This window comes from Enterobacter sp. MGH85 (genome assembly GCF_001037655.1).
Lineage (GTDB): Bacteria > Pseudomonadota > Gammaproteobacteria > Enterobacterales > Enterobacteriaceae > Enterobacter > Enterobacter intestinihominis.
In genome coordinates this window covers 1785748-1812707 of record NZ_KQ089925.1, presented here as the reverse complement: position 1 = coordinate 1812707, position 26960 = coordinate 1785748, and the positions used below count along the sequence as shown (strand labels likewise).

Annotated in this window: 28 protein-coding genes, 1 tRNA gene and 2 pseudogenes; 11 read left to right on the top strand and 20 right to left on the bottom strand. The window is 52.1% G+C overall.

Annotated elements, in window-relative coordinates:
- Position 1: 1 nt before the first annotated feature.
- Positions 2 to 505 (bottom strand): hypothetical protein, encoded by a 504-nt coding sequence (locus SK51_RS08605; RefSeq protein ID WP_023306871.1) that lies wholly within the window; start codon positions 503 to 505, stop codon positions 2 to 4.
- A gap of 139 nt (positions 506 to 644) precedes the next feature.
- Between SK51_RS08605 and SK51_RS08600 the strand changes: the two genes are divergently transcribed.
- Positions 645 to 1034, top strand: coding sequence for a YdeI family stress tolerance OB fold protein (locus SK51_RS08600; RefSeq protein ID WP_022649271.1), 390 nt, complete (start codon positions 645 to 647; stop codon positions 1032 to 1034).
- A gap of 61 nt (positions 1035 to 1095) precedes the next feature.
- A complete protein-coding gene (locus SK51_RS08595; protein WP_022649272.1) occupies positions 1096 to 1980 on the top strand; it encodes an SDR family oxidoreductase in 885 nt (294 codons plus the stop codon).
- A 102-nt stretch (positions 1981 to 2082) separates the two neighbouring features.
- Here the strand turns inward: SK51_RS08595 and SK51_RS08590 are convergent, their stop codons facing one another.
- Positions 2083 to 4065: an alkyl/aryl-sulfatase gene (locus SK51_RS08590; protein WP_048206646.1), complete on the bottom strand. Its 1983-nt coding sequence runs from the start codon at positions 4063 to 4065 to the stop codon at positions 2083 to 2085.
- Between the two features lie 171 nt (positions 4066 to 4236).
- On the opposite strand from SK51_RS08590, the gene SK51_RS08585 reads away from it, so the two are divergent.
- Positions 4237 to 4635, top strand: a complete 399-nt coding sequence (locus SK51_RS08585) for a hypothetical protein (RefSeq protein ID WP_022649275.1) — start codon at positions 4237 to 4239, stop codon at positions 4633 to 4635.
- 58 nt (positions 4636 to 4693) lie between these two features.
- Here the strand turns inward: SK51_RS08585 and SK51_RS08580 are convergent, their stop codons facing one another.
- The 3 genes from SK51_RS08580 to SK51_RS08570 all read right to left on the bottom strand — a co-directional run bounded on the left by SK51_RS08580 (position 4694) and on the right by SK51_RS08570 (position 7274).
- A complete protein-coding gene (locus SK51_RS08580; protein ID WP_022649276.1) occupies positions 4694 to 5305 on the bottom strand; it encodes an outer membrane beta-barrel protein in 612 nt (203 codons plus the stop codon).
- A 100-nt stretch (positions 5306 to 5405) separates the two neighbouring features.
- Positions 5406 to 6035: a winged helix-turn-helix transcriptional regulator gene (locus SK51_RS08575; protein ID WP_022649277.1), complete on the bottom strand. Its 630-nt coding sequence runs from the start codon at positions 6033 to 6035 to the stop codon at positions 5406 to 5408.
- A 63-nt stretch (positions 6036 to 6098) separates the two neighbouring features.
- The gene (locus tag SK51_RS08570; protein ID WP_023306873.1) at positions 6099 to 7274 is read right to left on the bottom strand and encodes an OmpP1/FadL family transporter; all 1176 of its coding nucleotides are present in this window, start codon (positions 7272 to 7274) and stop codon (positions 6099 to 6101) included.
- Between the two features lie 542 nt (positions 7275 to 7816).
- On the opposite strand from SK51_RS08570, the gene SK51_RS08560 reads away from it, so the two are divergent.
- The gene (locus tag SK51_RS08560; RefSeq protein ID WP_023306874.1) at positions 7817 to 8461 is read left to right on the top strand and encodes a LysE family translocator; all 645 of its coding nucleotides are present in this window, start codon (positions 7817 to 7819) and stop codon (positions 8459 to 8461) included.
- Positions 8462 to 8482: 21 nt separating this feature from the next.
- Here SK51_RS08560 and SK51_RS08555 read toward each other — a convergent pair whose 3' ends face one another.
- Positions 8483 to 8839, bottom strand: coding sequence for a putative T6SS immunity periplasmic lipoprotein (locus SK51_RS08555; protein ID WP_032671447.1), 357 nt, complete (start codon positions 8837 to 8839; stop codon positions 8483 to 8485).
- Positions 8778 to 9005, bottom strand: a pseudogene (locus tag SK51_RS25765) (hypothetical protein); the annotation flags it as partial. The gene SK51_RS08555 and the pseudogene SK51_RS25765, both read right to left, overlap by 62 nt.
- Before the next feature lie 17 nt (positions 9006 to 9022).
- Between SK51_RS25765 and SK51_RS25845 the strand changes: the two are divergent.
- Positions 9023 to 9181: pseudogene (locus tag SK51_RS25845) on the top strand (DUF4225 domain-containing protein); the annotation flags it as partial.
- On the opposite strand, the gene SK51_RS08550 reads toward SK51_RS25845, so the two are convergent.
- The gene (locus tag SK51_RS08550; RefSeq protein ID WP_022649281.1) at positions 9178 to 9492 is read right to left on the bottom strand and encodes a hypothetical protein; all 315 of its coding nucleotides are present in this window, start codon (positions 9490 to 9492) and stop codon (positions 9178 to 9180) included. The pseudogene SK51_RS25845 and the gene SK51_RS08550 overlap by 4 nt on opposite strands.
- Positions 9493 to 10451: 959 nt before the next feature.
- Positions 10452 to 10868, bottom strand: coding sequence for a recombinase family protein (locus SK51_RS08545; RefSeq protein WP_223861954.1), 417 nt, complete (start codon positions 10866 to 10868; stop codon positions 10452 to 10454).
- Between the two features lie 240 nt (positions 10869 to 11108).
- On the opposite strand from SK51_RS08545, the gene SK51_RS08540 reads away from it, so the two are divergent.
- Entirely contained in the window at positions 11109 to 11915 is an 807-nt protein-coding gene (locus SK51_RS08540) for a DUF4225 domain-containing protein (protein ID WP_023306876.1), read from the top strand.
- On the opposite strand, the gene SK51_RS08535 is transcribed toward SK51_RS08540, so the two are convergent.
- From SK51_RS08535 to actS, 3 genes are all read right to left on the bottom strand, one after another.
- Positions 11912 to 12226, bottom strand: a complete 315-nt coding sequence (locus SK51_RS08535; protein WP_015673660.1) for a hypothetical protein — start codon at positions 12224 to 12226, stop codon at positions 11912 to 11914. The genes SK51_RS08540 and SK51_RS08535 overlap by 4 nt on opposite strands.
- Positions 12227 to 12821: 595 nt before the next feature.
- Positions 12822 to 12895: transfer RNA gene (locus SK51_RS08530), tRNA-Gly, on the bottom strand.
- A gap of 80 nt (positions 12896 to 12975) precedes the next feature.
- Entirely contained in the window at positions 12976 to 13716 is a 741-nt protein-coding gene (gene actS / locus SK51_RS08525) for an amidase activator ActS (RefSeq protein ID WP_023306883.1), read from the bottom strand.
- A gap of 163 nt (positions 13717 to 13879) precedes the next feature.
- On the opposite strand from actS, the gene idi reads away from it, so the two are divergent.
- Positions 13880 to 14422, top strand: a complete 543-nt coding sequence (gene idi, locus SK51_RS08520; protein WP_032676492.1) for an isopentenyl-diphosphate Delta-isomerase — start codon at positions 13880 to 13882, stop codon at positions 14420 to 14422.
- A gap of 48 nt (positions 14423 to 14470) precedes the next feature.
- On the opposite strand, the gene lysS is transcribed toward idi, so the two are convergent.
- From lysS to xerD, 5 genes are all read right to left on the bottom strand, one after another.
- Positions 14471 to 15988: a lysine--tRNA ligase gene (gene lysS / locus SK51_RS08515; protein WP_022649302.1), complete on the bottom strand. Its 1518-nt coding sequence runs from the start codon at positions 15986 to 15988 to the stop codon at positions 14471 to 14473.
- A gap of 9 nt (positions 15989 to 15997) precedes the next feature.
- Positions 15998 to 17096 (bottom strand): peptide chain release factor 2 gene (gene prfB / locus SK51_RS08510; protein ID WP_096147815.1). Its coding sequence is split into 2 segments (ribosomal slippage): positions 15998 to 17020 and positions 17022 to 17096, totalling 1098 coding nucleotides; the frame shifts between segments, so codons are not numbered across the junction.
- Between the two features lie 90 nt (positions 17097 to 17186).
- Positions 17187 to 18920 (bottom strand): single-stranded-DNA-specific exonuclease RecJ, encoded by a 1734-nt coding sequence (gene recJ, locus SK51_RS08500; RefSeq protein WP_022649303.1) that lies wholly within the window; start codon positions 18918 to 18920, stop codon positions 17187 to 17189.
- A 5-nt stretch (positions 18921 to 18925) separates the two neighbouring features.
- On the bottom strand, positions 18926 to 19639 hold the full coding sequence (gene dsbC, locus SK51_RS08495) for a bifunctional protein-disulfide isomerase/oxidoreductase DsbC (RefSeq protein ID WP_023306885.1): 714 nt from the start codon (positions 19637 to 19639) through the stop codon (positions 18926 to 18928).
- Between the two features lie 28 nt (positions 19640 to 19667).
- Entirely contained in the window at positions 19668 to 20564 is an 897-nt protein-coding gene (gene xerD, locus SK51_RS08490) for a site-specific tyrosine recombinase XerD (protein WP_003863442.1), read from the bottom strand.
- Positions 20565 to 20665: 101 nt separating this feature from the next.
- Here xerD and fldB point away from each other — a divergent pair, with 101 nt between their 5' ends.
- Positions 20666 to 21187, top strand: a complete 522-nt coding sequence (gene fldB / locus SK51_RS08485) for a flavodoxin FldB (RefSeq protein ID WP_023306886.1) — start codon at positions 20666 to 20668, stop codon at positions 21185 to 21187.
- Position 21188: 1 nt separating this feature from the next.
- Here fldB and SK51_RS08480 read toward each other — a convergent pair whose 3' ends face one another.
- Positions 21189 to 21599, bottom strand: a complete 411-nt coding sequence (locus SK51_RS08480; RefSeq protein WP_048206645.1) for a protein YgfX — start codon at positions 21597 to 21599, stop codon at positions 21189 to 21191.
- Complete coding sequence (gene sdhE, locus SK51_RS08475; RefSeq protein WP_003863437.1) at positions 21580 to 21846, bottom strand: FAD assembly factor SdhE; 267 nt, start codon at positions 21844 to 21846, stop codon at positions 21580 to 21582. Before sdhE ends, SK51_RS08480 begins: the two co-directional genes overlap by 20 nt.
- 294 nt (positions 21847 to 22140) lie before the next feature.
- On the opposite strand from sdhE, the gene ygfZ reads away from it, so the two are divergent.
- Positions 22141 to 23121, top strand: coding sequence for a tRNA-modifying protein YgfZ (gene ygfZ / locus SK51_RS08470; RefSeq protein WP_023298542.1), 981 nt, complete (start codon positions 22141 to 22143; stop codon positions 23119 to 23121).
- A gap of 523 nt (positions 23122 to 23644) precedes the next feature.
- On the opposite strand, the gene trhA is transcribed toward ygfZ, so the two are convergent.
- Positions 23645 to 24304 carry a PAQR family membrane homeostasis protein TrhA gene (gene trhA, locus SK51_RS08465; protein WP_022649307.1) on the bottom strand — a complete coding sequence of 220 codons (660 nt, stop codon included), beginning with the start codon at positions 24302 to 24304 and terminating at the stop codon, positions 23645 to 23647.
- A 266-nt stretch (positions 24305 to 24570) separates the two neighbouring features.
- Between trhA and SK51_RS08455 the strand changes: the two genes are divergently transcribed.
- Positions 24571 to 25302, top strand: coding sequence for a MurR/RpiR family transcriptional regulator (locus SK51_RS08455; protein ID WP_022649308.1), 732 nt, complete (start codon positions 24571 to 24573; stop codon positions 25300 to 25302).
- 116 nt (positions 25303 to 25418) lie between these two features.
- Positions 25419 to 26852, top strand: a complete 1434-nt coding sequence (gene bglA / locus SK51_RS08450) for a 6-phospho-beta-glucosidase BglA (protein WP_023306887.1) — start codon at positions 25419 to 25421, stop codon at positions 26850 to 26852.
- The last annotated feature ends 108 nt before the right edge of the window (positions 26853 to 26960 follow it).

The window sequence follows — 26960 nt, the reverse complement described above, 5'->3', positions numbered from 1 at the left end:
CCTAGGGGTAAATAAACTGCCAGAAGCGGATATCTGGCCCGTTGTTTACGCGGATGCTGTTTGTCCATTTCCCTGCTTTTGTCGGCGTGATGAACAGCAGGACGGTGAACTTATCGCTCTGTTTCAGATTGTCGTAAACGAGAAACAGGGTATTCCCCCGGCTATACATGCTGTCCGGCTGCGGCCAGACGCTGCCCGGCTCATATACGTCGCTGCTTTCGCTGGTCAGGCTGAGAATATATTTACCCTCAGACGTCACCGGAAACGTCAGCGTCATCCGCGATTCGGTCTGGCGGCGGCCGAAGCGCTCATAGCTCAGGTTCAGGGATTTTGCTTCGTTTGTTCTCTCCACGTCGCTAACCGCACCGCTGGAAAACAGGCCGGCTAATGCGGCCACGATAATACCTAACAGTACAATAAAACCCACCTGACGAAATGCATACTCAAACGTCAGTAAACGATAACTCTCTTTTATCCCAGGCACTTTTTCATTTTTTGGTTCCATGGCTTTTGTCACCGTTTCGCTTAATTGCCGAAATTTTTGATTTTTCTACGCAAATGCTTTTAAGACTTATCACATTTGCCACATAAAGGAATAGCAACAATACTTAATAAGTCAAGACATCCAAAATGAAGGATATCAGATGAAATTATCAGTGATTTCAGCTTTGTTAATATTAATTATCCCTTCCGCATGGGCAGATAATAACGGCGGGTTACAAAAGGGTGAAGCGCCGCCACCGCCGCACGCCCTGGACAGTGGTTATCGTGGTACCGATGATGCGCGCATTATGACCATTACTCAGGCGAAAGAGATGCATGATGGCGCCTCTATTTCACTGCGTGGCAATCTTATTGATGGCAACGGCGATAAATACGTATTCCAGGATAAAACCGGGAAAATCGACGTTATTATCCCGAAAGCCGTATTTGATGACAGAACCGTGGAACCTGACAACATGATCAGTATTAGCGGCTCGCTCGATAAAAAATCATCCCCACCCGTAGTGCGGGTCAGCCACTTGCAAAAATAATTCAGCGAAGCGTTAACGCTGTAACTATCCATCAAATCTCACCCCTAACAAGGAGTTAGCTATGAGTGATAATGAACAACGTACGAACGCTTACCCAACGCCACCTTTCCCGGAGCAGCCCCAGACGCCACCGGGCCTGGCCTCTGAAATGGACCCTGTTCCCGATCACGGCGAGACAAGCTACAAAGGGCATGGCCGGCTTACCGGTAAGAAGGCGCTAATTACCGGTGGCGATTCTGGCATCGGACGCGCGGTAGCCATTGCCTATGCCCGCGAAGGGGCAGATGTCGCCATTAACTATTTGCCGGAAGAGGAAGAAGACGCTGCGGAAGTGATCGCCCTGATTAAAGCGGAAGGACGGAATGCCGTCGCGCTTCCGGGCGATGTGCGGGACGAAACTTTTTGTCAGAACCTGGTGGAACAGGCCGTCGGAAAACTGGGCGGGCTGGACATCCTGGTGAATAACGCAGGCCGCCAGCAGTACCGTGAGACGCTGGAAGAACTGACCACGGAAGATTTTGACGCGACCTTTAAAACCAACGTCTATGCGCCTTTCTGGATCACAAAGGCGGCGTTGCGCCACATGAAAGCTCCCGCTTCCATCATTAATACCTCATCTGTACAGGCGGTAAAACCGAGCGCCGTACTGCTTGACTATGCGCAGACCAAAGCCTGTCTCGCTGTGTTTACCAAAGCGCTGGCGAAACAGCTGGGTCCGAAAGGGATCCGCGTGAACGCGGTAGCGCCCGGACCTTACTGGACCGTGCTCCAGCCCAGCGGTGGGCAGCCACAGGAAAAAGTGAAACATTTTGGCGAGAGTACCCCTCTGGGACGCCCGGGACAGCCCGTGGAGATCGCACCGCTGTATGTCACTCTGGCCTCGGATGAGTGTTCATACACCTCCGGGCAGGTCTGGTGTTCTGACGGCGGCGACGGCGTCATCTAGCGCTCAAGCAGCGCAGAGTGTAGGCCGGGTAAGGCGAAGCCGCCACCCGGCAAATTGTTGTTGGCTAATGCTAAAAGGCTGCGAAAGCAGCCTTTTTTACTTTTAAGGGGTGACGACAGGAAACCAGAAACTGAAGCTCTCCATGCAGCGCAGCATTTCATCTACCTTCACGGCGTTGCCGACGATCGTCACCTCTCCTGCCTGTTGCGCCTTTTTCAGCGTGGTTTCCTTAAGGATGATTTTGTTCAGCGTTTCGCGGCTGAGCGTAATGGTTGCATCCGGATCTTCTGCCTGGATATTGGCACTGTGGTTTAGCACGCCATTCTCCAGCTCCAGCTTATACCTGCCGCCCTCGCGGCCTAAATCAACGTTAAAAATGCCTCTGGCATTCGCCGCTCTGACGCCGTTAAGGTGAACGCCGAAGTAGTCAAAAATCATCTCAGTTGACATGGCACGGACCGCATCCGGGCTGGCGGTTTTGGGCGTCGGCTTTATCTTCACGCCGTTACGCAACTCTTGCGCACCGGTGAGGTAGGCGTTACGCCACGGCCCTGACTCCGCATGGTATCCCAGCTGTTCAAACGCATCGGCTTCCAGTTCGCGCGCCGCCTTATTATTCGGATCGGCAAAAACGACTTTACTGACCACCTGAGCCACCCAGCGATAATTCCCCCGGGCATAATCGACACGGGCTTTTTCAAGGATCGCGCGGGCTCCGCCCATGTAATCGACATACTTTTTCGCCGCCTCGACCGGAGGCAGTTCATCGAGCGTCGCCGGATTGCCGTCGAACCAGCCAAGATAGTAGACATAGGTGGCTTTGACGTTGTTGCTTACCGAGCCGTAATAGCCACGGCCTGCCCAGGATTTAGCCAGCCCGTAAGGCAGGGCGAAATTAGCGGCTATTTCATCCCTCGTCAGCCCCTTATTCGCCAGTCTGAGCGTCTGGTCGTTGATATAGCGGTAGATATCACGCTGGCTTTTCATCAGCTTCACCACTTTTTTGTTACCCCACGTGGGCCAGTGGTGCTGCGCGATAATGATTTCCGCTTTATCATCCCAACGATCAATGGCGTTATTGATGTACTTTGACCATGCCAGCGGATCGTGTATTTTAGCCCCGCGCAGCGAGTAGGTATTGTGCAGGGTGTGAGTGACGTTCTCTGCTGCTTCGATCAGCTTTTTCTCTTCCACATACCAGAGCATTTCAGACGGTGCTTCCGATTCCGGCGTCAGCATAAAGTCATAGGTGAGACCGTCAATGACCTCTTTCTGCTCCTCTTCGGTAATAGAGTGAGTGGGCGCGATGAGCGTGACCGTTCCGGCTGAGGTGGTAGTCCCCAGACCTGCCCCCACCTGCCCCTTCACACCGGGTTTCAGCAGGTTTCCGTGGATATAGCTGGCACGGCGGCTCATGGCGTTTCCGGCCATGATATTTTCCGATACCGCCTCTTCCATAAAACCGGCTGGCGCATAGACTTTCACTTTGCCGGACATTACCCCGGCTTCATCAATTACGCCACGCACGCCGCCATAATGATCGACGTGGCTATGGGTATAAATAACGGCAACAACCGGACGTTTGCCGCGATGCTTAACGTAAAGATCCATGCCCGCTTTAGCCGTTTCCGCAGACACCAGCGGATCGATAACCGTGATCCCCTCTTTGCCCTCTATGATTGTCATATTCGACAGATCGAGGTTGCGGATCTGGTAGACGCCTTCCGTGACTTCAAACAGACCGCCGATATTATTCAGCTGCGCCTGACGCCACAGGCTCGGGTTGACGGTATCCGGCGCTTTTTGCCCTTCTTTGATAAAAGCGTATTTCTGGGGATTCCAGATAACGGCGCCTTTTTCACCTTTAATCACCGCAGGTGGCAGCGGGGCAATAAAGCCTTTATGCGCATTTCGGAAATCGGTTTTATCAAAGAAGGGCAGTTGACCATAAAGTGCATCATTCATTTGTTTCGTATGGGCAGTGGCTTCCTTCACCTCCTTTTGTGCCAGGACAGGCAATGAGATCAACGAGGCCAATAGCAGACCAGCAACGGCCATCGCACTAACGAGAGTTTTAAATTTCATACATCCTCGAGGCGTCATATTCACGCTGGCGGTACATGGGGGGAAAGGAGGCTATCACCGGGCTTTTCTTTTACCTATGGAAATAACGTTTATAAATAAATAAGTTTATTCTTTCGTCGCTGCGGCCTTCAGGGATAATGCTGAGTCCAATTATTTCCCCGGAGTGATTCGATGAAGAGCCTGCCGTTCTTTTTCGCTATATTAAGTCTGAGCACATTAACAGCATGTAGCTCTCCACCACCAGACAACGTTGAAAAGATTAATCATCTGCAAATTCCGCTGGTATTACCGGGGGAAAAACCGCCGCAGGCACAGATATCTCATATCGCGTCTCTTTATCAGGAAAATAAACAGCAGATCGATAACTTAACGCGCAGCGTAAAATCACAGTATCTTCAGGACACTACCGCAAAAGAAATTTTTGTTGCGGACAGCGCTGTTCAACGCGTTTACGCCTCGCTGACCAAACTGGAACAGTTAGATATGGTTAATCAGCAATACCTGAAAGACAATAATGTCACGGGCCTGCAAAATATTCATATTATGCTTGAACCGTTATTCGCCAGCTGATAACAAAAAACCCGGCAACATAGCAGCCGGGTTTTTCTTAATCGCCATATCACATGCATCAGTCGTACTGACCAAAGCGATAGCTAAGCCCTGCGGTGACGGAACTCAGGTCGCTGCTCACACCGATCTGGTTTGCATTACCCACATTGCTTACCCACTGATATTCCAGGCGGCCAGCCCAGTTTTTATTGAAGGCGTATTCAGTACCCACAGCTGCAAGCGGGCGCACACCGGTTTCAAAACGATTGTGACCACTTACATCGGATTCAGCGCGATAGCCCATCGCACCGGCACGGCCGTAGATATCCCAGTCATTGGTCAAGGCATAGCTGGCCTTCAGTGACATTTGCAGACCCTGCGTCTTCATTTGCGCCCCTGCGCCATGCTGACCCTTGATCTGCATGTTGCCTAAATAATCATAACCGCCTTCTACCGCAAGCCATGGGGTAATCTGGTAACCCGTATAAACACCCCCACCGACATTATCATGGTCAAAATCGAAGTGGTCGGAATTATTGTTATCAAACGCTTTTGAACCCATATTGGTATCAAAATAGTGTGACCAGCCGAATTTCGCTCCGCCATACCAGGTGCCCGCATCAGCGGCGGCGAACGCGGAAGTGGCGGTAAACGCATTAACCATAATCAAAGCGAGAACTGTCTTTTTCATAAATATACCGTTTACTTAATAAAGATAAACCTTAGAAAGCAAACGATATAGAAAATTAACAGCCTCGTTAATTCCATTTCTGTTTAATTTTAAACTTCCCCTAGAATGATTCAGGTAAGTGTCTGACTTCAAGCAAATACCCACCGCGCTTAAAGGAGATATATTCTCCCTGTTTAAGGGCGGATAATACATTGAGTATACTACTGCGAGAAAGCAGCGTACGATCCTGAATATATTCCAGTATCGTGGTACGCAAACGCGTCTCCTCCGGGAGCAAAATCATTTCCTGAAGGTGGTTACGAATAACGGAATAGGTACGCTGCTGGAGTACCTGCGCATCACGGAATATCAAATAGGCCGTATGGTATGAGAGCAGCGCTGCGACATCCTCCCAGACGCCCTCGGCACGGAATAACTCGGCCGCCTTGTCCGCATCGAGACGTAAAATGGTCGACTCCCTTTCCGCACGGAGAAAATGGCCTTGCGTAGGCTGGATCATCTCAGCAATACCAAACAAATGCGGCTCGTAAACGGTCACGACCACCAGTCCATCCGATGTCCGCAGCAGGGACAGCTCCCCTTCCAGAAAGAGGTACATCTGCTGTTTCCCCTTCCGTAACCAGGTGAGTCGCTTACGTGGAACAACGTGCACTTTCTCCGCTATCGGCTCAAGGATAGCGGTCAGTCGTTCGATGGATTTTTCGGGTCGAACAGGCGGTAAAATATGCATGGTACAACCTTCTGACATTCAGTATCTGCCATTATAGACCATATATTTTAAGCGGTTAGCCGATCAAAACTGATAGCTGTAGTTGACGCTGGCAAACCAAAGATAAGGATGGTCGTAACTTCCGGCAAACGCCACCGGCGATTTCACATGCGACGACTGCATATGAAGATACGACACGGCAATACCAATATTGCTGGCCGGGGTGATCTGATACTGGGCTCCCGTACCAAATCGCCACTCATCGCCGGTAGGTAAGGTTAAGGCCACATCGCTCTGGCTTTCATACGGCGAGCTATCGAACGCCACACCGGCATTCAGTCGCCACTGAGGCGTTGGACGATACTGCACGCCCACCGCACCGTGCCACGTGTCCTTCAGGCGGCTGACGTTGTTAAGCTGCTGGTCCCCGACGACGATTTGCGGCGCGCCGAACTGGCTCCAGTCCTGCCAGCCGAGATCGCCCATAACCGACCACTGCGGGTTAATGTCATGCACAAGGCTGAGCATAATTTGCTGCGGCGCGCTGATTTGTGCTGACACCGGCAGGTCGTAGGTGCCGTTCTGTAGACGCGCGTTGCCGTCAATATTGAAGCTGTAGTCCGTTTCGCTGTTCCAGGTAATACCGGCTCGGGTCTGGTCAGTTAGCTGCATCAGCAGCCCAAGCCGATAGCTCATGGCCAGGTCTTCATCGCGTCGCCGGTAGTCATCATCGTTAACGCTGCGAGTCAGCGAGAAGTAACCGTAGTTAACGTTGGCGGACGCGCCAATCGAAAGACGGTCGTTAAGCTTATAGGCCAGCGAGGGGCTGAGCGTCATGGCTACCATGGTACTCTTTTTAATCAGCCTGTCGCCCATCCAGCTGCCGTAATCGATCCCCAGGCCGTAATTACCGTAAAGCCCGACCCCGGCATAAAGATTATCGGTCACCTTCTGGCTATAAAAGGCGCTGGCATTCGGGATGGTTTTCATCACATCGCCGGGGCTTTGATGGGCATCGTTATCCAGCTGGTTGTCGATGGAGCCATCCATAACCTGTAACCCACCTGTGACAATATGATCCGGTAAGCGCGTCATGCCAGCCGGGTTGGTCATAATTGTAGAGGCATCCTGCGCACGAGCCGCCTGCCCTGCTCCGGCAAGCGCGGTATCTTCGGTACCAGCTTCATAAAAATAGAGGGCGCTGGCATGGGCACTGGAGGCAGCTAATAAGCCAGCGCACAGGAGGAGTCGTGTTTTCATCTGCGATCCGGGAAATAAAAAATTTGCCGACAGATATAACAGGGGCGATTGATTACGTAAAAAGAAAGAGGGTTTAATTTTAAATTATGCGCGCGCGTAAATATATTTATGACACTCCAGCGACAGCCGGAACAAAGGCACCGTGATTCTGCATGCACCGGGTGAGGAATTTCTTACAATGCCGTTTGTACTCGTTCGGCTTAAGACAAGCGTTACTCACTACTGGGATCGCTCTTATCCTCTCGCATGGATTCGATAAACTCCCGTTGCTCCGGTGTGAGTTCAAGCTCATCCAGCAGGCGATCTAACTCTTCTTCAGGCGATTCCTTTTGATTCTTTCTCTTCCCGCTAGCCATACTCACCCTTGAGTTATTAGGATTAATCTCAGGGTATCCAGGGTACAGGAAATGTGCAACTTAGCGTGTTATGCCATGAGTGATTCGTTGTTTAGCAAAAGCAGAATAAAAGCATATAAAATCACCTTTTACGCATAAAAATTCAGTGTTAGCATGGAGGTACATAATTTTTTTCTGGAGATGGCTATGCTGGACATAACTCATTTTGGGCTTTTCGTCCTATCTGTATTTCTCCTTTCCGTTACACCTGGGCCTGATATAGCCTACGTGGTAGGTCAAAGCGTGGTTAATGGAAGACGAGCGGGAATTATCTCTGCCGCTGGTGTAGCATTAGGTAGTTGCACACATGCAATTGCAAGCGCTGTGGGATTAACCGCGTTGATAACAGCATCTCCGATGATGTTCACCATCATTAAGTCTCTCGGTGCGGCTTATCTGGTGTATCTCGGTAGTAAGATGATTTGGGGAACGCTGACAAAGCAAACCACGAATCACAACGAAGCTGAACGCGTTAAGGCAAAAGCGACTTTGACGAGTCTACTTACTAAAGGTTTCATAACTACCTTAACCAACCCGAAGGTACTGTTATTCTTCATCTCCTTTTTCCCTCAATTCGTTGCGCCTGGAAGCGAGCACCAGACAGCTTCTTTTCTACTCCTGGGAATGACCTACGCATTGATCGCTTTTATGACTGATTTAACGTTCGCCGTACTTGCAGGTAGTGCAGCCGGAACCGTTTCGCAAAACAGAAGGTTGCAGAAAATACTGGATAGAATTGTTGGTGTAACATTCATTGGATTAGGGCTCAGATTGGCGTTTACACGCCGTTAAGAATATGGGGCGTTCAGCCCCTTATTCTTTGGGATAAGAAAATACAGCAGTGACTAAATGTGACCCTGATTTATCAGATTGGACGTCATAGGCGAAGTTATACCGCTCTCCAGGTGTAAACTTAAATCCGAACACAGGAAGACACCCGCCCTTTTGAACATACACGGGCTTGTCATCAAAAATCTTGTGAAGAGAGTCGCTATTATCACTGTTGATTTGGATAGCAGTGATCCGTTCCTGTGGCTCCAGTGGTGACAACACACAAACTTGATTATCTTTGATTAATGCCGTTGAAGATTCACGATCTACCATTCGATCACCAGGCCCAGGGTATCCCGTTAAGATGAACACAACACCCAGCAACATTTTGTATTTCATGTTTAACGCCCCTGTACATCCCCATGCGCCCAGGCCTTTGATAATAAGACCACTTACTAATCCCATAAACCAGCAGTAACCAGTAATCAGCTAAAATAGAGGCTTGCTGTTCAAGAGAGTAATCAGTGAGCTTTTCTTTATCCAGCTTGTAGGTATATTCAGCAGCCAAGTAGGACTTGCTCGAAAACTGGAGCCTGGAGATTATTCCGCTGGTTTTCACACGATTACTATCGCAATTTCAGCACAATAAGCACTCTTAAGATAACAATGAAGATTATCGGTTATGGCGTTAAAGCAAAAGTGATTTTCGACCTGTTAACAGCAGAAAATGGAACCCGTTAATCCTTTGTATTTTTTCGATAACGCCAGGATTTATAGGAAATTACCGGCGGCTGTGCGAAGGACATAATGGCAACCCCAAAGATCATCGCCAGCCCCCATGCAGCTGCTCTATCAGGTGAGCTGAAGACGAAAAGTAGCAGTAGGGTAAAGGTACACACAGCCACCACTCCCGCCAGGGTAACAAATCGTCTAGCGAGGTCATTTATGGCCTCTCCAGGCGTTCCTCCATATTTTTCAATATTGCTTTTTATCTTCTGCAATTCGGGCTGCGTAAACCCTGAACGTAACAAAGCCTCATCAGTCACTTTCATATCGTCTCGTCCCTTATCTCCCAAAAGTGTTTTTCCAATCGCTGATTATGCAAGCAATCATAATGATGAACTTTACAGCAATCCAGCCGAAACTTTTCGGCAGATTCCATCTCCACTTTCTTATTATTTGGGTGATGCAAGGACATTACGACAATGGTTGGTTTCGCTTTGCGAAAGTCAGAAGTACTTTGTGTTGATTAACATTTAGTATTGATTCATGTACAAACTTTGCTAAAACCTCCCTACCCTCTGACAGAGGAAAGCCACTTACCTTCCTTCAGTGGTTTATGTCGGAATTTTTGACATGGTTTGATATGTCCGCGTCATGCTTCAATGGCACAATCAACGGCAACACCTGAGGCGGTCCAGACACCTGATCCGCTCCGAGTATTGATTACCCCCCCCCCCGCTTTCATCTGAAAGTATCGACCATTCTCCGCGCTGGCTGAAGATTGGCAATCCTATACTGGTTTTCTGTAAAAATTAGGTGGATGATCTTTGCCACTGGCTATCCTGCGAACAAAATAGATTAAATGCACCTCAAATAGCCTATAATCCGTAGTTAATCATGCTGAAGTGGTCACTGAACGTACAAAGCACAAGTCTGTACCTATGGGCGTTATGGTGTGGTGCATGCAGCAAAGCCAGTAATGGCGCGGCCTAGGCAGAACTACCATCTGTGGCGCAGCTAAACACAATCACCGATCCGCCCTTCTATACAGATAAATAATTTTCGTACAAAAACAACGAAAAACCCTCCATTTCTGGGCCTGTGAGAGCCTCTCAGCGGGACGCTGTGATATGGGTCTGTCAGTTTACAATTGTGAGGGGGATGACGAGCTGTAGAGCTTCTGGTGGAGCATACGGAGCTATTGGTGGTGGTGCTCGCGCTGGTGTGGATTTCAGGCAATAAAAAACCCCGCCGGAGCGAGGTCAAAGTGGGGATGTTTTAGAATTGTTCAGGCTTCGGCCTTAATGTTCATGACTGTTCTGGTGCTGACGTTGTGGCTTTCTGCGATTGCAGGAATGGTTTTACCTGCTGCGAGTTCTGCTTTAATGGCTTCACGATCAATAGAGCGACCTTTGCCCCGTCCGGTGATCCTGCCTGCGGCTTTTGCTGCTTCGTAACCTTCACGCTGGCGCTCCAGCATCGTTTCACGTTCCATCTGTGCGACTGCTGCCAGTACGGTCAGCATCATATTACCTGCTGGAGAGTTCTTCCCGGTCTTAAAATCCTCTTTGTGGAACTGAACAACTACACCCCGTTCTGTTAACCGCTCAACCATTGCCAGCAAGTCAGCAGTGTTACGGCAAAGGCACAGGAAGACAGCGTTTCGCCTGTTGTAATAAAGCGAGGCAAATTGCAACGCAAGCAAAGTAGTGTAACGCAGTGATAACACCAGGATATTTCATGCAGATTCAGTGAAATTATTAGGCGGCTAATCGATCCACTCAGCGGATCTATAATAGAGCCGGGGATATTTTAAGCAGGAGGATGTAAACTGGGAGGATAAAGAGACGGGACACCTACGGGGGCGGGTTGTGTAAGTATTTCCTGTTGTCTTCGACCTTATTGCACGTAAAATGACCAGACACATTTTGGAAAGGAGTCTTTAATGGATATTGCGTTGCTTAACAGGGGCTGGAACAGAACATGGTCAGATACCATGGTAAATCTGGAAGCCCGGAAACTCGTCGAAACTGCAAATCGGCTATCAGCATTCTATTTGCAAGATGGGATAACACGTATCAAGTTTGTCGAAGAGATAAGGCAGGTCGTAGAGAAAGAATTTGAAACTGCACGACGGGCCAAAACCGATGAAGAATGCATTGCATGCATCAAAAATCTGCGTGCCGAAACAGATAATCTGCAAGAACAAGAACGCCTGTTAAGAACCAGAGCCGCCCAACTTTATGCAAAGGTCGAGTTTGTCAGGGAAAACAATAAAATCGTCGGATACGTGATTTCGGCAATCCATATAGTGGTATCTGGAGCAGCATTATTTGGTGGGATGGTTATGATGTCCACTATGACCCCTGTTGGAGTTCTTGCAGGAGCAGTTTTATTTGTTGATGGTATTAACGGTATAACAAAAGAAGCAAGCCATCTTCGCTATGGTGAACAATCCAAATCGGAAGGAATTTTTGCTGATGGCGCAATGGAGACCGCGCAATTTATGGGGTTTAGCCCAAAAAGTGGATTAGCTCTTTATAATACGGTGACTCTAGGGGCGAGTGTCTATAGTATCTTCGGCTTAGCAAGGAAACCCGGAGCTTGGCGATTATTCCGTTGGCTGCCGCGTGATTACTACCGAAAAGTTGACACAATGAGCAAGCCTAAGCTAACGATGAAAATCGCTGGATATGGTGTCAAAGCGAAAGTCATTTTTGATCTTCTGGCTACTGATAACAGTACTAATTAAGATTTGTTCGCTCTACAGAATCGCCAAGATTTATAAGCAAGTACAGGCGGTTGTATAAAAATTGCAACCGCTGCGCCACAAGAAAGGCCAATAGCACCAGAGAAAACACTCTGCTCAGATGCGAACATCACAAGAAAAATGAATACAGCAAGGCAACCGGATACAACCCACACGGCAAGAATAAATCGCCTAGCCAGGTCCCTGATTGCATTCCCCAACGTTCCACCATAGCTTTCAACGTTGTTCTTTATCTTCTTCAAATCCGATGGTGTAAAGCCAGAACTCAACAAAGCCTCATCAGTAACATCCATATTGTCCTCTCCGCATTTCTTAACTGGCAATAGCACACATAATCATAATGATGAACTTTACAGTAATCCACATGATGTTTGTGCAATGTATCAGATTTCAGACAATAGAAGCCATAAAGCCCCGTTAGTGGTAGAAGCAACAAGCGGAGCATAGCGACTGCAACAGGCCAACCTAGTTGGTTTCGCTTTGCGAAAGTCACCAGTGACCAAATCAGATTGTCAGGGGGATCACACCTTATCAGGGTGCTCGTGTACCTTTCGGAGCGTGAGCAAAGCGCTGGCAGAGCCGGATCTGTAGCTACCGGGGCATTACCTATTCACCTGTTTACGTGGCTCATAGGGCCAAACATCGGGCTTAAATGCGTGTGTTCAATCTGTTCGGGAGTTATGCCAGGTATGCGGCTTTTTGTTCGTTGTTGTACTGTCGCGGTAAGAACCTGGAACCACCTCCAGCGTGGATGATATGTTCCCTTGTACCACAGACCTATCACGCGACAGGTACGGGTATAGAACAGTGGGTAGTTTTAGTTGTACCTGCTAAAGCAGAGCAACGTAACTAACTGATGAAATATAACTTCTTGATTTATGAGGAGACTGGAGCGGGCGAAGGGAATCGAACCCTCGTATAGAGCTTGGGAAGCTCTCGTTCTACCATTGAACTACGCCCGCTTTGAGGTGCGTAAGGCATTATAGACCTTACGCCTCTTCATACAAGCCTTTACCCCACTAAGTGGCGATTAAATAATCACTTAGCACTTCGGTTTACTGCCCTGCGCCGGAAGATAACGCTGCGGATCGATGGCCGTGGCCTTATAGCGGATCTGGAAATGCAGCTTCACCGTATCCGTCCCGGTACTGCCCATGGTCGCAATCTTCTGCCCCGCCTTCACGTTCTGGCCATTATTCACCAACATCGTGTCGTTATGCGCATATGCCGTAATGTAGTCCTCACCATGCTTAATCATGATCAGGTTACCGTATCCACGAAGCTGGTTACCGACATAGACCACCTTTCCGGCCCCTGAAGCGTAAACCGGCGTGCCGCGTGCGGCAGCGATATCAATACCTTTATTGCCCCCTTCCGAGAGCGAGTACGGCGCAACCACTTTTCCGCTTGCAGGCCAGATCCAGCAGCGCTGACCGACCGGCGGCCAGGATGATTTAGGCACCTGATAGGATGGCGTCACTTTGGCTGTTTTACGCGTTGAGGACTTATTCCCTGAGGAGGAACCGCCGTTAACCTTGAGCTTTTGCCCTATCTCAATGGTATAGGGTGGAGAAATATTATTCAGGCGCGCCAGCTCCTTCACGCTGGTCCCCGTGGCACGTGAGATGCGGTAGAGCGTGTCCCCGCGCTTAACGGTATAGACGGCACCGGAATAACTGCCCATATCCGAAGATTTACTCCCCGAGCATCCTACTATAAGTAGCGTCAGCGTCAGGCAGAAAACGGCAATGATCGGGTTTCTCGTCAGGCTTCCTGCAAACAAAACAGCTCCTCGGTCAGCGTGAATGGCGCACTATGATAGCAGCCCAAACTGATGCGGGTCATGCCCTTTTCCGCTCTGTGGGCCAAACCGTTCGCATAAGAATGCAGTATAATAATTCCGCTGATGGTGCTGAACCATTAAGCATTATGGCACTGGAGCATCAATGAGTATTCAAGAACACGTTATTTTGGTAAATGACCAGGGAAAGGTGATTGGCACTCAGGAGAAGTACGCCGCGCACACGTCACACACCCCGCTTCACCTGGCCTTCTCTTCATGGCTGTTTAACGCTAACGGAGAATGTCTGATTACCCGGCGCGCCTTAAGTAAAAAAGCCTGGCCCGGCGTGTGGACCAACTCCGTTTGCGGACATCCACAGGCCGACGAAGCGACAGAGCAGGCGATTATCCGCCGCTGCCGCTTTGAAGTCGGCGCCGAAATCATAGACATCACTCCCGTTGCCCCGGAGTTCCGCTACCGTGAAGCCGACCCTTCAGGGATCGTTGAAAACGAAATCTGCCCGGTCTATGCCGCACGCGTAACGAATACCCTCGCAATCAATAGCGACGAAGTGATGGAGTATCAGTGGGTGGAGCTGGACGCGCTCTTCCGCGCGCTGGACGCCACACCGTGGGCATTTAGTCCGTGGATGGTGCAGGAAGCGAACACTGCGCGCGAAAAACTCAGCGCTTTTGCGGCGCAATAAAAAAGCCCCGGCGATAAACGCACGGGGCTTTTTTTACGTCTTAACGGCTTATTTCACCGGACGCATCGCCGGGAACAGGATCACGTCGCGGATGGTGTGGCTGTTGGTGAACAGCATCACCATACGGTCGATACCAATACCCAGGCCAGCCGTCGGCGGCAGGCCGTGCTCCAGCGCGGTTACGTAGTCTTCGTCGAAGAACATCGCTTCGTCGTCGCCTGCCGCTTTCGCGTTAACCTGATCCTGGAAACGCTGCGCCTGATCTTCTGCATCGTTCAGCTCGCTAAAGCCGTTACCGATTTCGCGGCCACCGATGAAGAATTCGAAGCGGTCAGTGATTTCCGGGTTCTCGTCATTACGACGCGCCAGCGGAGACACTTCCGCCGGGTATTCGGTGATGAAGGTCGGCTGAATCAGGTGCGCTTCGGCCACTTCTTCGAAGATCTCGGTCACGATACGGCCCAGACCCCAGCTCTTCTCAACCTTAATACCGATGCTTTCAGCGATCGCTTTCGCAGAGTCGAAGTTATCCAGATCCGCCATATTGGTTTCCGGACGGTATTTCTTGATCGCTTCGCGCATGGTCAGTTTTTCGAACGGTTTGCCGAAGTCGAACACTTCTTCACCGTAAGGGACCTGCGTGGTGCCCAGAATATCCTGCGCCAGGGTGCGGAACAGGGATTCGGTCAGCTCAATCAGATCTTTGTAATCCGCATACGCCATATAGAGTTCCATCATGGTGAACTCTGGGTTATGACGTACGGAGATGCCTTCGTTACGGAAGTTACGGTTGATCTCAAACACGCGGTCGAAACCACCGACCACCAGACGCTTCAGGTACAATTCCGGCGCGATACGCAGGTACATGTCCAGGTCCAGGGCGTTGTGATGGGTGATGAACGGACGGGCAGAGGCACCGCCTGGGATCACCTGCATCATCGGGGTTTCTACTTCCATAAAGTCGCGGTTAACCATGAACTGGCGAATACCGGCCATGATCTGGGAGCGAATTTTGAAGGTCTTACGGGATTCATCGTTAGAGATGAGATCCAGGTAACGCTGACGATAGCGCGCTTCCTGATCCTGCAAACCGTGGAACTTGTCCGGCAGCGGGCGCAGGGCTTTGGTCAGCAGACGCAGTTCGGTACAGTGGATAGACAGTTCACCGGTCTTGGTTTTGAACAGTTTACCTTTTGCGCCCAGGATGTCGCCCAGGTCCCACTTCTTGAACTGCTCGTTGTAGATGCCTTCCGGCAGGTCGTCACGAGAGACATACAGCTGAATGCGGCCGCCAACGTCCTGTAAGGTCACGAAGGAGGCTTTACCCATGATACGACGGGTCATCATGCGGCCCGCCACGGACACTTCAACGTTCAGCGCTTCAAGCTCTTCGTTCTCTTTACCGTCGAAGTCTGCGTGCAGTTGGTCTGAGGTGTGGTCACGACGAAAATCGTTCGGGAACGGCACGCCCTGCTCGCGCAGCGCTGCCAGCTTCTCGCGGCGGGTTTTCAGTTCGTTGTTAAGATCGACTACCGCGTCAGCGCCCTGTGATTGTTGTTCAGACATGTTGGTTCCTCATAACCCTGCTTTCAAACTTGCTTCGATAAATTGATCCAGGCTGCCGTCCAGCACCGCCTGCGTGTTACGGGTTTCAACCCCGGTACGCAGGTCTTTGATGCGGGAGTCATCAAGGACGTAAGAACGGATCTGGCTGCCCCAGCCGATGTCGGACTTGTTGTCTTCCATCGCCTGCTTCTCAGCATTTTTCTTCTGCATCTCCAGCTCATAAAGCTTCGCTTTCATCTGCTTCATGGCCTGGTCTTTGTTCTTATGCTGGGAACGGTCGTTCTGGCACTGTGTTACCAGCCCGGTTGGAATGTGGGTAATACGCACCGCAGATTCCGTACGGTTAACGTGCTGACCGCCCGCGCCGGATGCGCGGTAAACGTCGATACGCAGGTCCGCCGGGTTGATGTCGATATCGATATCCTCATCCACTTCCGGGTAGACAAACGCGGAGCTGAAGGAGGTGTGGCGACGGCCACCGGAATCGAACGGGCTCTTACGCACCAGGCGGTGAACGCCGGTTTCAGTACGCAGCCAGCCGTAGGCGTAATCGCCAATAATCTTAATGGTGACGGACTTGATACCCGCCACTTCACCTTCGGACTCTTCGATAATCTCGGTTTTGAAACCGCGCGCTTCTGCCCAGCGCAGATACATACGCATCAGCATGCTGGCCCAGTCCTGCGCTTCGGTACCGCCAGAGCCTGCCTGAATATCGAGATAGCAGTCAGCGCTGTCGTATTCGCCGGAGAACATGCGACGGAATTCCAGCTGCGCCAGCTTCTCTTCCAGCACGTCGAGCTCTGCCACGGCTTCGTTAAAGGTTTCTTCGTCGTCGGCTTCGACAGCCAGCTCCAGCAGCCCAGAAACATCTTCCAGACCCTGCGCCATTTGATCCAGCGTATCTACGATGGCTTCGAGGGAGGAACGTTCTTTACCCAGCGCCTGCGCGCGTTCAGGTTCGTTCCAGACGTCCGGCTGTTCCAGCTCGGCGTTTACTTCTTCGAGACGCTCTTTCTTGGCATCGTAGTCAAAGATACCCCCTAAGAACGTCAGAGCGCTCCGTGAGGTCCTGAATGCGGTTTTTTACCGGATTAATTTCAAACATGGTCTGTTTTCTTTTATGAGCTTGTCAAAATGCGGTGATAAGAGCGGGATTGTACCGAATCCACGCCCTTTTTTATAGAGATTACTGACGCTAAATTGGCCAGATATTGTCGATGATGATCTGAAGGGTGCGGTTACCGCGGAACTCGTTAATATCCAGCTTATAGGCCAGCTCAACCTCGCGCACGCCGTTGTCCGGCCAGATGGAGGTATCAACGTTAAAGGCGATGCCGTCGAGCAGCGGCCCGCCGCCGACCGGTTCCACCATCACTTTGAGATGGCGTTCGCCCACGATGCGCTGTTGCAGCAAACGAAAACGTCCGTCGAAAAGCGGCTCCGGGAACATCTGCCCCCACGGGCCGGCATCGCGCAGCATCTGCGCCACCTCCATGGTCATTTCAGCCGGAGAAAGCTCGCCATCAGAAACCACTTCACCCTGCAACAGAGACGGATCGATCCACTCGGTGACCAGTTCGCCAAACAGACGCTGGAACTCGTCGAACTTCGCCTCTTCCAGCGACAGGCCTGCCGCCATCGCGTGGCCGCCGAACTTAATCATCAGGTTCGGATGAAGCGTGTCGAGACGCTCCAGCGCATCGCGCATATGCAGCCCCTGAATGGAACGACCAGAGCCTTTCAGCGTGCCGTCCCCGGCGGGGGCGAACGCGATCACCGGGCGGTGGAAACGCTCTTTAATGCGCGACGCCAGAATGCCCACCACGCCCTGGTGCCATTCGGGGTGATACATCGCCAGCCCACCCGGCAGGTTATCGCCGCTGCGCTCCAGCTTTTCGCACAGGGTCAGCGCTTCGGCCTGCATCCCCTGCTCAATCTCTTTACGGGTCTGGTTGAGTGCGTCCAGCTCACTGGCCAGCACGCGCGCTTCGCCGATGTTGTCGCACAGGAGCAGCGCAACGCCAACCGACATATCGTCCAGCCGCCCCGCCGCGTTCAGGCGCGGGCCGAGGGCAAAACCCAAATCGCTTGCCGCAAGCTTCAGCGGATCGCGGTTGGCAATTTCCAGCAGCGCCTTGATCCCCGGACGGCATTTGCCCGCCCGAATGCGGCTCAAGCCCTGCCAGGTGAGAATACGGTTATTGGTATCGAGCGGCACCACGTCCGCCACGGTTCCCAGCGCCACCAGATCGAGATACTCCGCGAGGTTCGGCACGGCAATCCCGCGCGATTCGAACCAGCCCTTATCACGCAGCAACGTGCGTAACGCCAGCATCAGATAAAACGCCACCCCTACTCCGGCCAGCGATTTCGACGGGAAATCGCAGTCGCGCAGGTTCGGGTTAATGATGGCTTCGGCGTCTGGCAGGGTTTCTCCTGGCAGGTGGTGATCGGTGACCAGTACCGGGATCCCCAGCGCATGGGCATGATCGACCCCCGCATGAGAAGAGATCCCGTTATCCACGGTCATGATCATCTGTGCACCACGGGCATGGGCCTGATCGACCACTTCCGGGCTGAGGCCGTAGCCGTCTTCAAACCGGTTCGGCACCAGGTAAGCCACGTTATCGCAGCCCAGCGCACGCAGGCTGAGTACGCTCAGCGCGGTACTGGTTGCGCCGTCGGCATCGAAATCGCCCACCACGACAATCCGCGTCCCGTCACGGAACGCGTCGTAGAGCATTTCAGTCGCTTTTTCGATGCCACTCAGCGCTTGCCAGGGCAGCATGCCTTTAACGCTGCGCTCAAGATCGCTTGCCGTACGCACGCCACGGCTGGCGTACAACCGCTTTAACAGCAGCGGAAGCGTATCTGGTAAATCCGCGGTTTCAACCGCATCGCGGCGGCGCAGTTTTATCGGGGCTTTCACGCGAATTATTTACCACCCGTCTGTTTCTGGTGTTCGTCGAGGAACGCTTTCATCTCTTTTGGACCCTGGTAGCCCGGCACCACATAGCCGTTGCTCAGCACAATGGCTGGCGTACCGCTCACGCCAAACTGTACGCCAAGCGCGTAGTGGTTAGCGATGTCGATATCGCAGGAGGCGGGCTTCACGCCTTTGCCGTTCATCGCGTCATCAAAGGCCTTGTTGCGGTCTTTCGCACACCAGATCGCTTTCATATCCTGCTCAGGCTGGCTCTGCACGCCAGCGCGTGGGAAGGCCAGGTAACGCACGGTAATGCCCAGCGCGTTGTAGTCTTTCATCTCTTCATGCAGCTTGTGGCAGTAGCCGCAGGTGATGTCGGTGAAGACGGTAATGACGTGCTTTTCCTGCGCCGCTTTGTAGACAATCATCTCTTTTTCGAGCGCATTCAGGTTTTTCATCAGTAGCTGGTTGGTGACGTTCACCGGCTGCCCACCGCTCACGTCGTACATTGGCCCCTGAATGATGTGCTTTCCGTCTTCGGTCACGTACAGCACGCCGCTGTTGGTCAGCACCGTTTTCATGCCAGCCACCGGCGCTGGCTGGATCTCGCTGCTGGCGACGCCGAGTTTCGTCAGAGACTGTTTAATGGCGGCATCATCCGCATGGGCAAAACCGGAAACCGAAGCTGCCAGCAGGGTGAACAGCGCTAAAGACTTTTTCATATATGATCCTGTAACAATTCGTCGGCACTCACGCGCGAGGGTGGTGCTGTTGGTGTAGCTGCCGCAGGCGTTCCGTCGCGACATGGGTGTATATTTGCGTCGTTGAAAGATCGCTGTGTCCAAGCAACATCTGCACCACGCGTAAATCCGCGCCGTGGTTTAACAGATGCGTCGCGAAGGCGTGACGCAAAACGTGCGGCGACAGCTTCTCACTGTCAATACCCGCCAGTGTGGCGTAATGTTTAATGCGATGCCAGAACGTTTGTCGCGTCATCTGCTGCGCGCGCTGGCTCGGGAATAATACATCTATGGAGACGCCGTTCAGCAGCCACGGACGCCCGTGTTCCAGATACGTCTCCAGCCAGTAGACTGCCTCTTCACCCAGCGGCACCAGCCGTTCTTTGTTCCCTTTACCGATAACGCGCACCACGCCCTGACGCAGGCTGATATCGCTCATCGTCAGGCCCACCAGCTCAGAAACGCGCAAGCCCGTGGCATACAATAGTTCAAGCATGGCTTTATCGCGTAACTCCAGCGGAAGGTCAACTGCGGGCGACTGTAATAATCTCTCAACTTGCGCTTCGCTGAGATCTTTTGGCAGCCGCTGAGGCAGTTTAGGCGATGCCAGCAGTGCGCTGGGATCATCCGCGCGGATCTTCTCGCGGTAAAGGTGCTGGAACAGGCGGCGCATGGCGCTCAGCAGACGTGCGGAGCTGGTGGCTTTGTACCCCCCTTCCATCCGCTCAGCCAGTAACCCTTGCAGGTCATCGCTTTGTGCGCTTTCAAGCGTCAGCCCCCGGTGCGCCAGCCACTCGACCAGCAGAGTGAGATCCCGACGATAGGCGCTAAGCGTATTTTCAGCGAGGTTTTTCTCCAGCCACAGCGCGTCGAGAAACTGTTCGATGAGTGCGAGATCCTTTTCCACATCAACCCCTATGGTTCTGCAATCTGGCCATTATGCCTGATTGCCATCGGTTTCTGGTACACTACGCGCAAAGTCATAGCAAGAATTGAGATAGTTACGCGATGAATATTGGTCTGTTCTATGGTTCCAGCACCTGCTACACCGAAATGGCGGCGGAGAAAATTCGCGACATTATTGGCCCGGAACTGGTGACGTTGCATAACCTGAAAGATGACGCGGTTGCCTTGATGGAGCAGTACGATGTGCTGATTCTGGGTATCCCTACCTGGGACTTTGGTGAGATTCAGGAAGACTGGGAAGCCATCTGGGATCAGCTCGATTCAGTCAATTTTGAAGGCAAAATCATTGCGATGTACGGCATGGGCGACCAGTTGGGCTACGGGGAGTGGTTCCTTGACGCACTCGGCATGCTGCACGACAAACTGGCCCCAAAGGGCGCGACCTTTATCGGCTACTGGCCTACGGAAGGCTATGAGTTCACCAGTCAAAAACCGATTATTGCCGACGGTCAGCTGTTTGTCGGGCTCGCGCTGGATGAAACCAACCAGTACGATCTTAGCGACGAGCGCCTCCAGAACTGGTGCGAGCAGATTCTGGGTGAGATGGCCGAGCAGTTCAGCTGATTTACTCCTGCGTCGTCTGTTGCACGATCAACCGGCGCAGATCTCGCCACTCCGCAGGATCCATACTGTCTGCTGCCAGCCACAGGTGCTGGCGACGATTGTCCTCGACCCGACGCAGCCGTAGCATCATCCCGGTGTTGAGCATCCACGGCGTCCCTATCATTTCCCACTCTTTTCCCTGCCAGCGCAGGCGAGAATCCATCAGCAGCTTAATCTCACCCTGACGGGCGTTGATTCGACGCTGGCTGCGCACGCTGTCAAACACTACAAACGACAGCAAAAGCAGCCACAGAGGGGTATAGCTTAGCGGCCACGGCACCAATAACACCATTGCCGCGACCAGACCGTGGAGCAGTAAGGACATCCACTGTGAGCGCCACGAGACGCGAAGATCAGATTGCCACAGGACCACGTTCCTGATTCCGTGTTTGAATTAATTGCACCATCCGTTGCAACTCGGTGTCGGCGGGCTTGCCGTGATTCATCAGCCAGTTGAATAAATCCGGATCGTCGGACTCAAGCAGACGGACAAACAGGCGCTTATCGTCATCGCTTAAGCTGTCGTACTCATACTCGAAGAAAGGCATGATGGAGATATCAAGTTCACGCATGCCGCGACGGCACGCCCAGTGAATACGGGCCTTGTTGTTAATATCCATGTTCTGTTTCCTGCATTACGTTTGGCACAGTCGGTATCCCGTTCGGTATTCATTATTGCTCTTCGGGAACACCTGCTAGTGTAACGTGTTTTTGACCGTTTCTTTACTGGAATATTGCGAACCTCGAGCAAGCTTCCTGAATAATCCTTATAAAGACAGCGGATTACACTATTTTGCGTAGCGCCACGCATAACCGCGTAATGGCACGAATGGCCTGCTGAAAGCGCTTGCATTGAATACAGTCTCTTTTACCATTAGGTATTATCAAAGCGTTAAGCAATTCAGGACATCACTATGGCATTTACACCATTTTCTCCTCGCCAGCCCGCCGCCTCTGCGCGTCTGCCGCTGACGCTGATTACTCTTGATGACTGGGCACTGGCGACACTGGTTGGTGCGGACAGCGAAAAATACCTGCAAGGCCAGGTCACGGCGGACGTGGCGCAGTTGACTGAGCACCAGCATCTGCTGGCCGCGCATTGCGATCCAAAAGGCAAAATGTGGAGCAACCTGCGTCTGTTCCGCCGTCAGGACGGATTCGCCTTCATTGAGCGTCGCAGCCTGCGTGACGCCCAGCTTAAAGAGCTGAAAAAATACGCGGTCTTTTCTAAAGTCACCATCGCCCCTGACGATGAACACGTTCTGCTGGGGGTAGCGGGTTTCCAGGCGCGTGCAGCGCTGAAAAACCTGTTTGCCGAGCTACCGGATGCCGGAAAACAGCTGATCAGCGAGGGAGAAACCTCCATTCTGTGGTTCGAACACCCTGCGGAGCGCTTCTTGCTGGTAACCGACGAAGCAACGGCGGAACGCGTCACTGACGCCCTGCGCGGTGAAGCACAGCTCAACAACAGCCAGCAGTGGCTGGCGCTGAACATCGAAGCGGGCCTGCCGGTTATTGACGCGGCAAACAGCGCGCAGTTTATCCCGCAGGCGACAAACATCCAGGCGCTGGGTGGTATCAGCTTTAAGAAGGGCTGCTACACCGGACAGGAAATGGTGGCGCGTGCGAAATTCCGCGGCGCGAACAAACGCGCCCTGTGGACGCTGGCTGGTCACGCCAGCCGTGTGCCGGAAGCGGGTGAAGATCTCGAGATGAAGATGGGCGAAAACTGGCGCCGTACCGGCACCGTGTTAGCCGCCGTCCAGCTCGATGATGGCCGCCTGCTGGTGCAGGTTGTCATGAATAATGATATGGAGCCCGACAGCGTGTTCCGCGTGCGGGACGATGCAAACACGCTCAGCATTGAGCCGCTGCCGTATTCACTGGAAGATTGATGCTGTATCGCCCGGTGTTGATATTCTCCCTCTCCCTGTGGGCTGAGGGATCCCCAGTAATTTTTTTATGCAGAAGCAATAAAGTTGCTTTCTAAATGACTGAGGGCTGTCAGCGATGCCCTGGTCCGGCTGTAAATCGCTGAGGCGTTTGCCTTCCGGCCGGGGCGAGGCGCAGGGATGCGCCGAGAGGGCGGCTTTACAGGGACGTTGCCTCCGCCCGTACCCGATAAGCCGGAAGGAATAAGCCGAGGGCACCGCGAAGCGGCGATTTACCGCCGGGAGCCCGGGTCGCCAGGGTGGTGGCGACTGAGCCACCCTGGCACGTTCACCGGTCATGTCGTTACAGAGTAGCAAGGAACATAAAGTGAACGGAATGACCACCACCGCCGTATGTTCCCCTCACCCTAACCCTCTCCCCGGAGGGGCGAGGGGATTGCTCAGTGCTCGCATTAATTTGTGGGGAACCCTCAGCCCACCGGGAGAGGGTCGGGGTGAGGGCATCAGACCGCACCTTACAAAAAAACTACACCTGACCAACATACAGATAAATTGCCAGAAAGTGGCACACGCTGCCGCCCAGCACAAAGCCGTGCCAGATGGCATGGTTGTACGGGATACGCTTGCAGACGTAGAAAATCACGCCCAGCGAGTAGATCACTCCGCCCACCGCCAGAAGCGTCACGCCCCCCACCGCCAGCTTAATGGCTAACTGATACACCACAATTAGCGACAGCCAGCCCATTGTCAGATAGGTGACCAGCGACAACACTTTGAACCGGTGCGCGATGGTCAGCTTGAACAGGATCCCCAGCAGCGCCAGGCTCCAGATCACAATCATCAGGCCACGCGACAGCGGTGAGTTGAGCCCCACCAGCAAAAATGGCGTGTAAGTGCCTGCAATGAGAAGATAGATTGCGCAGTGGTCAAATTTCTTGAGCCATATCTTCGCCCGTTGATGCGGAATAGCGTGATACAGCGTTGAGGCAAGGAAAAGCAGGATCATACTCCCGCCATACAGGCTGTAGCTGGTAATGGCCATCGCGCTGGCGTTGGTATCTACCGCCTGCACCAACAGCAATACTAAGCCGACAATCCCAAACACCAGGCCAATGCCATGGCTTATACTGTTGGCTACTTCCTCAGCCAGCGAATACCCCTGTGCGATTAATGGTCTACTCACCATACTTAACTCCGGGAAAACAAAAGATGATTATTCATCGCCAGTCTATGCTAACTGAGAATGATTCCAGTGAACACCTGTTAGCTAAAATAAATCCGTAATCAATATTTATCCTTACAAATCAGTATAATGCAAAATAAATCCACCGCACATGTGTAAATGATTTCATTAACACCTGAGTAATCAAGGAGATAAATCCGTCTCTCGCCCTTCGTCATCATGGTATGCTTCAGGGATAGTGTCCGACAGCGAGTTTAGCCATTGTGAGTATGTTCAGCCATTCCGCCATTGCCAGCCTCAACAATCTGGAAATGATGGTCTACAACTATGTCATTAAGAACCGTGACAAAGTGATGTACATGACCATCCGCGAGCTGGCGGATGCGGCGGGAGTCTCTACCACTACTATCCTGCGCTTCTGCCGAAAGCTCAACTGCGAAGGCTACTCGGAATTTCGGGTGCGCTTTAAACTCTATCTGGAGCAGAACGAGCCCCAGCAGGCGAATTTTGGTGCCAGTGAAATTATCAGCTTCTTTAAAAGCGTAAATAACGAAGAGTTCGATGCGTTATTAGATAAAGCCGTCGATATTATTTTATCATCTGAACGAATTATTTTTGTTGGCGCAGGCACGTCCGGATCGCTGGCAAAATATGGCGCACGTTTCTTTTCAAATATCGGGAAATTCAGCAACCATATCGACGATCCTTATTTCCCGGTCACTAACGATATGGCTAAAAATGCACTGGCCATTGTACTTTCCGTCTCCGGAGAAACCGAGGAAATCCTGCGCTTCGCCAGCCAGTTCAGCCTGCATCGCTGCAAGGTGCTCTCTGTCACCAGCCACGAACATTCTCGTCTCGCGAAACTGGCGGACTTTAATCTCTCCTGGCATGTCCCCCAAACGCGCATAGGCGGCGTTTACGATATAACCACCCAAATTCCCGTTATCTATATTCTGGAATCATTAGGCCGGAAACTGGCGAAGAAATTAACAGAATAAAACATCCTGTTTTTTTGATGTGACAAATTACAATTTCCGCAAAATGTTATATCGTGACATTTATTTCCGCTTTGCTAGACTCGAAATCAATAAGTCCTGAATTGAGAATAGCAAAGATGAAAAAACTCACTTTACCGAAAGATTTTTTATGGGGCGGCGCGGTGGCGGCGCACCAGGTTGAAGGCGGCTGGAACAAAGGCGGCAAAGGGCCAAGCATCTGCGACGTGCTCACCGGCGGCGCACACGGCGTTCCGCGTGAAATCACGCAGGAAGTGATTGAAGGCAAATATTACCCGAACCACGAAGCCGTCGACTTTTACGGCCATTACAAAGAAGACATCAAGCTGTTTGCCGAGATGGGCTTCAAATGTTTCCGTACCTCTATCGCCTGGACGCGCATCTTCCCGAAAGGCGACGAAACTCAGCCAAACGAAGAGGGGCTGAAGTTTTACGACGACATGTTCGATGAACTGCTGAAGTACAACATCGAGCCGGTGATCACCCTCTCCCACTTTGAAATGCCGCTGCACCTCGTTCAGGAATACGGCGGATGGACCAACCGTAAAGTAGTCGATTTCTTTGTACGCTTCTCGGAAGTGGTATTTGAGCGCTACAAAAATAAGGTCAAATACTGGATGACCTTCAACGAAATCAACAACCAGCGCAACTGGCGTGCGCCGCTGTTCGGCTACTGCTGCTCTGGCGTGGTCTATACCGAGCATGACAACCCGGAAGAGACCATGTACCAGGTGCTGCACCACCAGTTCGTGGCCAGCGCGCTGGCGGTGAAAGCCGCCCGCCGCATTAACCCGGAGATGAAAGTCGGCTGCATGCTGGCGATGGTGGCGCTCTATCCATACTCCTGCAAGCCAGAAGATGTGATGTTCGCTCAGGAATCCATGCGCGAGCGCTACGTCTTTACCGACGTACAGCTGCGCGGCTACTACCCGTCTTACGTGCTGAACGAGTGGGAACGCCGTGGCTTCTCCATCAAAATGGAAGCAGGCGACGAGCAGATCCTGCGTGAAGGCACCTGCGATTACTTAGGTTTCAGCTATTACATGACCAACGCGGTCAAAGCGGAAGGCGGCACCGGTGACGCCATTTCCGGCTTCGAGGGCAGCGTGCCGAACCCACACGTCAAGGCGTCCGACTGGGGCTGGCAGATTGACCCTGTGGGCCTGCGTTATTCGCTGTGTGAACTGTACGAGCGCTACCAGAAGCCACTGTTTATCGTGGAAAATGGTTTCGGCGCCTACGACAAGGTGGAAGAGGACGGCAGCATCAACGATGACTACCGCATCGACTACCTGCGCGCCCACGTGGAAGAGATGATGAAGGCCGTGACGTACGACGGCGTGGATCTGATGGGCTACACTCCGTGGGGCTGCATCGACTGCGTCTCCTTCACCACCGGCCAGTACAGCAAGCGCTACGGCTTTATCTACGTCAACAAGCACGACGACGGCACCGGTGACATGTCCCGCTCCCGTAAGAAGAGCTTTGAGTGGTATAAAACCGTCATTGCCAGCAACGGCGAAACGCTGTAATGGCTTGCCCTCTCTGCAAGCGGAGAGGGCAAACTGCTTATCTTCCAGACACTTCTTTACAGCTTTTGCGTTGCCAAAATATGTTCGCCCGATAATATAGGCATCCTG

Excerpts from the sequence above, each read along its gene's own strand:
- SK51_RS08605 (WP_023306871.1), bottom strand. The coding sequence starts at position 505 with ATGGAACCAAAAAATGAAAAAGTGCCTGGGATAAAAGAGAGTTATCGT.
- SK51_RS08600 (WP_022649271.1), top strand. The coding sequence starts at position 645 with ATGAAATTATCAGTGATTTCAGCTTTGTTAATATTAATTATCCCTTCC.
- SK51_RS08595 (WP_022649272.1), top strand. The coding sequence starts at position 1,096 with ATGAGTGATAATGAACAACGTACGAACGCTTACCCAACGCCACCTTTC.
- SK51_RS08590 (WP_048206646.1), bottom strand. The coding sequence starts at position 4,065 with ATGAAATTTAAAACTCTCGTTAGTGCGATGGCCGTTGCTGGTCTGCTA.
- SK51_RS08585 (WP_022649275.1), top strand. The coding sequence starts at position 4,237 with ATGAAGAGCCTGCCGTTCTTTTTCGCTATATTAAGTCTGAGCACATTA.
- SK51_RS08580 (WP_022649276.1), bottom strand. The coding sequence starts at position 5,305 with ATGAAAAAGACAGTTCTCGCTTTGATTATGGTTAATGCGTTTACCGCC.
- SK51_RS08575 (WP_022649277.1), bottom strand. The coding sequence starts at position 6,035 with ATGCATATTTTACCGCCTGTTCGACCCGAAAAATCCATCGAACGACTG.
- SK51_RS08570 (WP_023306873.1), bottom strand. The coding sequence starts at position 7,274 with ATGAAAACACGACTCCTCCTGTGCGCTGGCTTATTAGCTGCCTCCAGT.
- SK51_RS08560 (WP_023306874.1), top strand. The coding sequence starts at position 7,817 with ATGCTGGACATAACTCATTTTGGGCTTTTCGTCCTATCTGTATTTCTC.
- SK51_RS08555 (WP_032671447.1), bottom strand. The coding sequence starts at position 8,839 with ATGAAATACAAAATGTTGCTGGGTGTTGTGTTCATCTTAACGGGATAC.
- SK51_RS08550 (WP_022649281.1), bottom strand. The coding sequence starts at position 9,492 with ATGAAAGTGACTGATGAGGCTTTGTTACGTTCAGGGTTTACGCAGCCC.
- SK51_RS08540 (WP_023306876.1), top strand. The coding sequence starts at position 11,109 with ATGGATATTGCGTTGCTTAACAGGGGCTGGAACAGAACATGGTCAGAT.
- SK51_RS08535 (WP_015673660.1), bottom strand. The coding sequence starts at position 12,226 with ATGGATGTTACTGATGAGGCTTTGTTGAGTTCTGGCTTTACACCATCG.
- idi (WP_032676492.1), top strand. The coding sequence starts at position 13,880 with ATGAGTATTCAAGAACACGTTATTTTGGTAAATGACCAGGGAAAGGTG.
- lysS (WP_022649302.1), bottom strand. The coding sequence starts at position 15,988 with ATGTCTGAACAACAATCACAGGGCGCTGACGCGGTAGTCGATCTTAAC.
- dsbC (WP_023306885.1), bottom strand. The coding sequence starts at position 19,639 with ATGAAAAAGTCTTTAGCGCTGTTCACCCTGCTGGCAGCTTCGGTTTCC.
- fldB (WP_023306886.1), top strand. The coding sequence starts at position 20,666 with ATGAATATTGGTCTGTTCTATGGTTCCAGCACCTGCTACACCGAAATG.
- sdhE (WP_003863437.1), bottom strand. The coding sequence starts at position 21,846 with ATGGATATTAACAACAAGGCCCGTATTCACTGGGCGTGCCGTCGCGGC.
- ygfZ (WP_023298542.1), top strand. The coding sequence starts at position 22,141 with ATGGCATTTACACCATTTTCTCCTCGCCAGCCCGCCGCCTCTGCGCGT.
- trhA (WP_022649307.1), bottom strand. The coding sequence starts at position 24,304 with ATGGTGAGTAGACCATTAATCGCACAGGGGTATTCGCTGGCTGAGGAA.
- SK51_RS08455 (WP_022649308.1), top strand. The coding sequence starts at position 24,571 with ATGTTCAGCCATTCCGCCATTGCCAGCCTCAACAATCTGGAAATGATG.
- bglA (WP_023306887.1), top strand. The coding sequence starts at position 25,419 with ATGAAAAAACTCACTTTACCGAAAGATTTTTTATGGGGCGGCGCGGTG.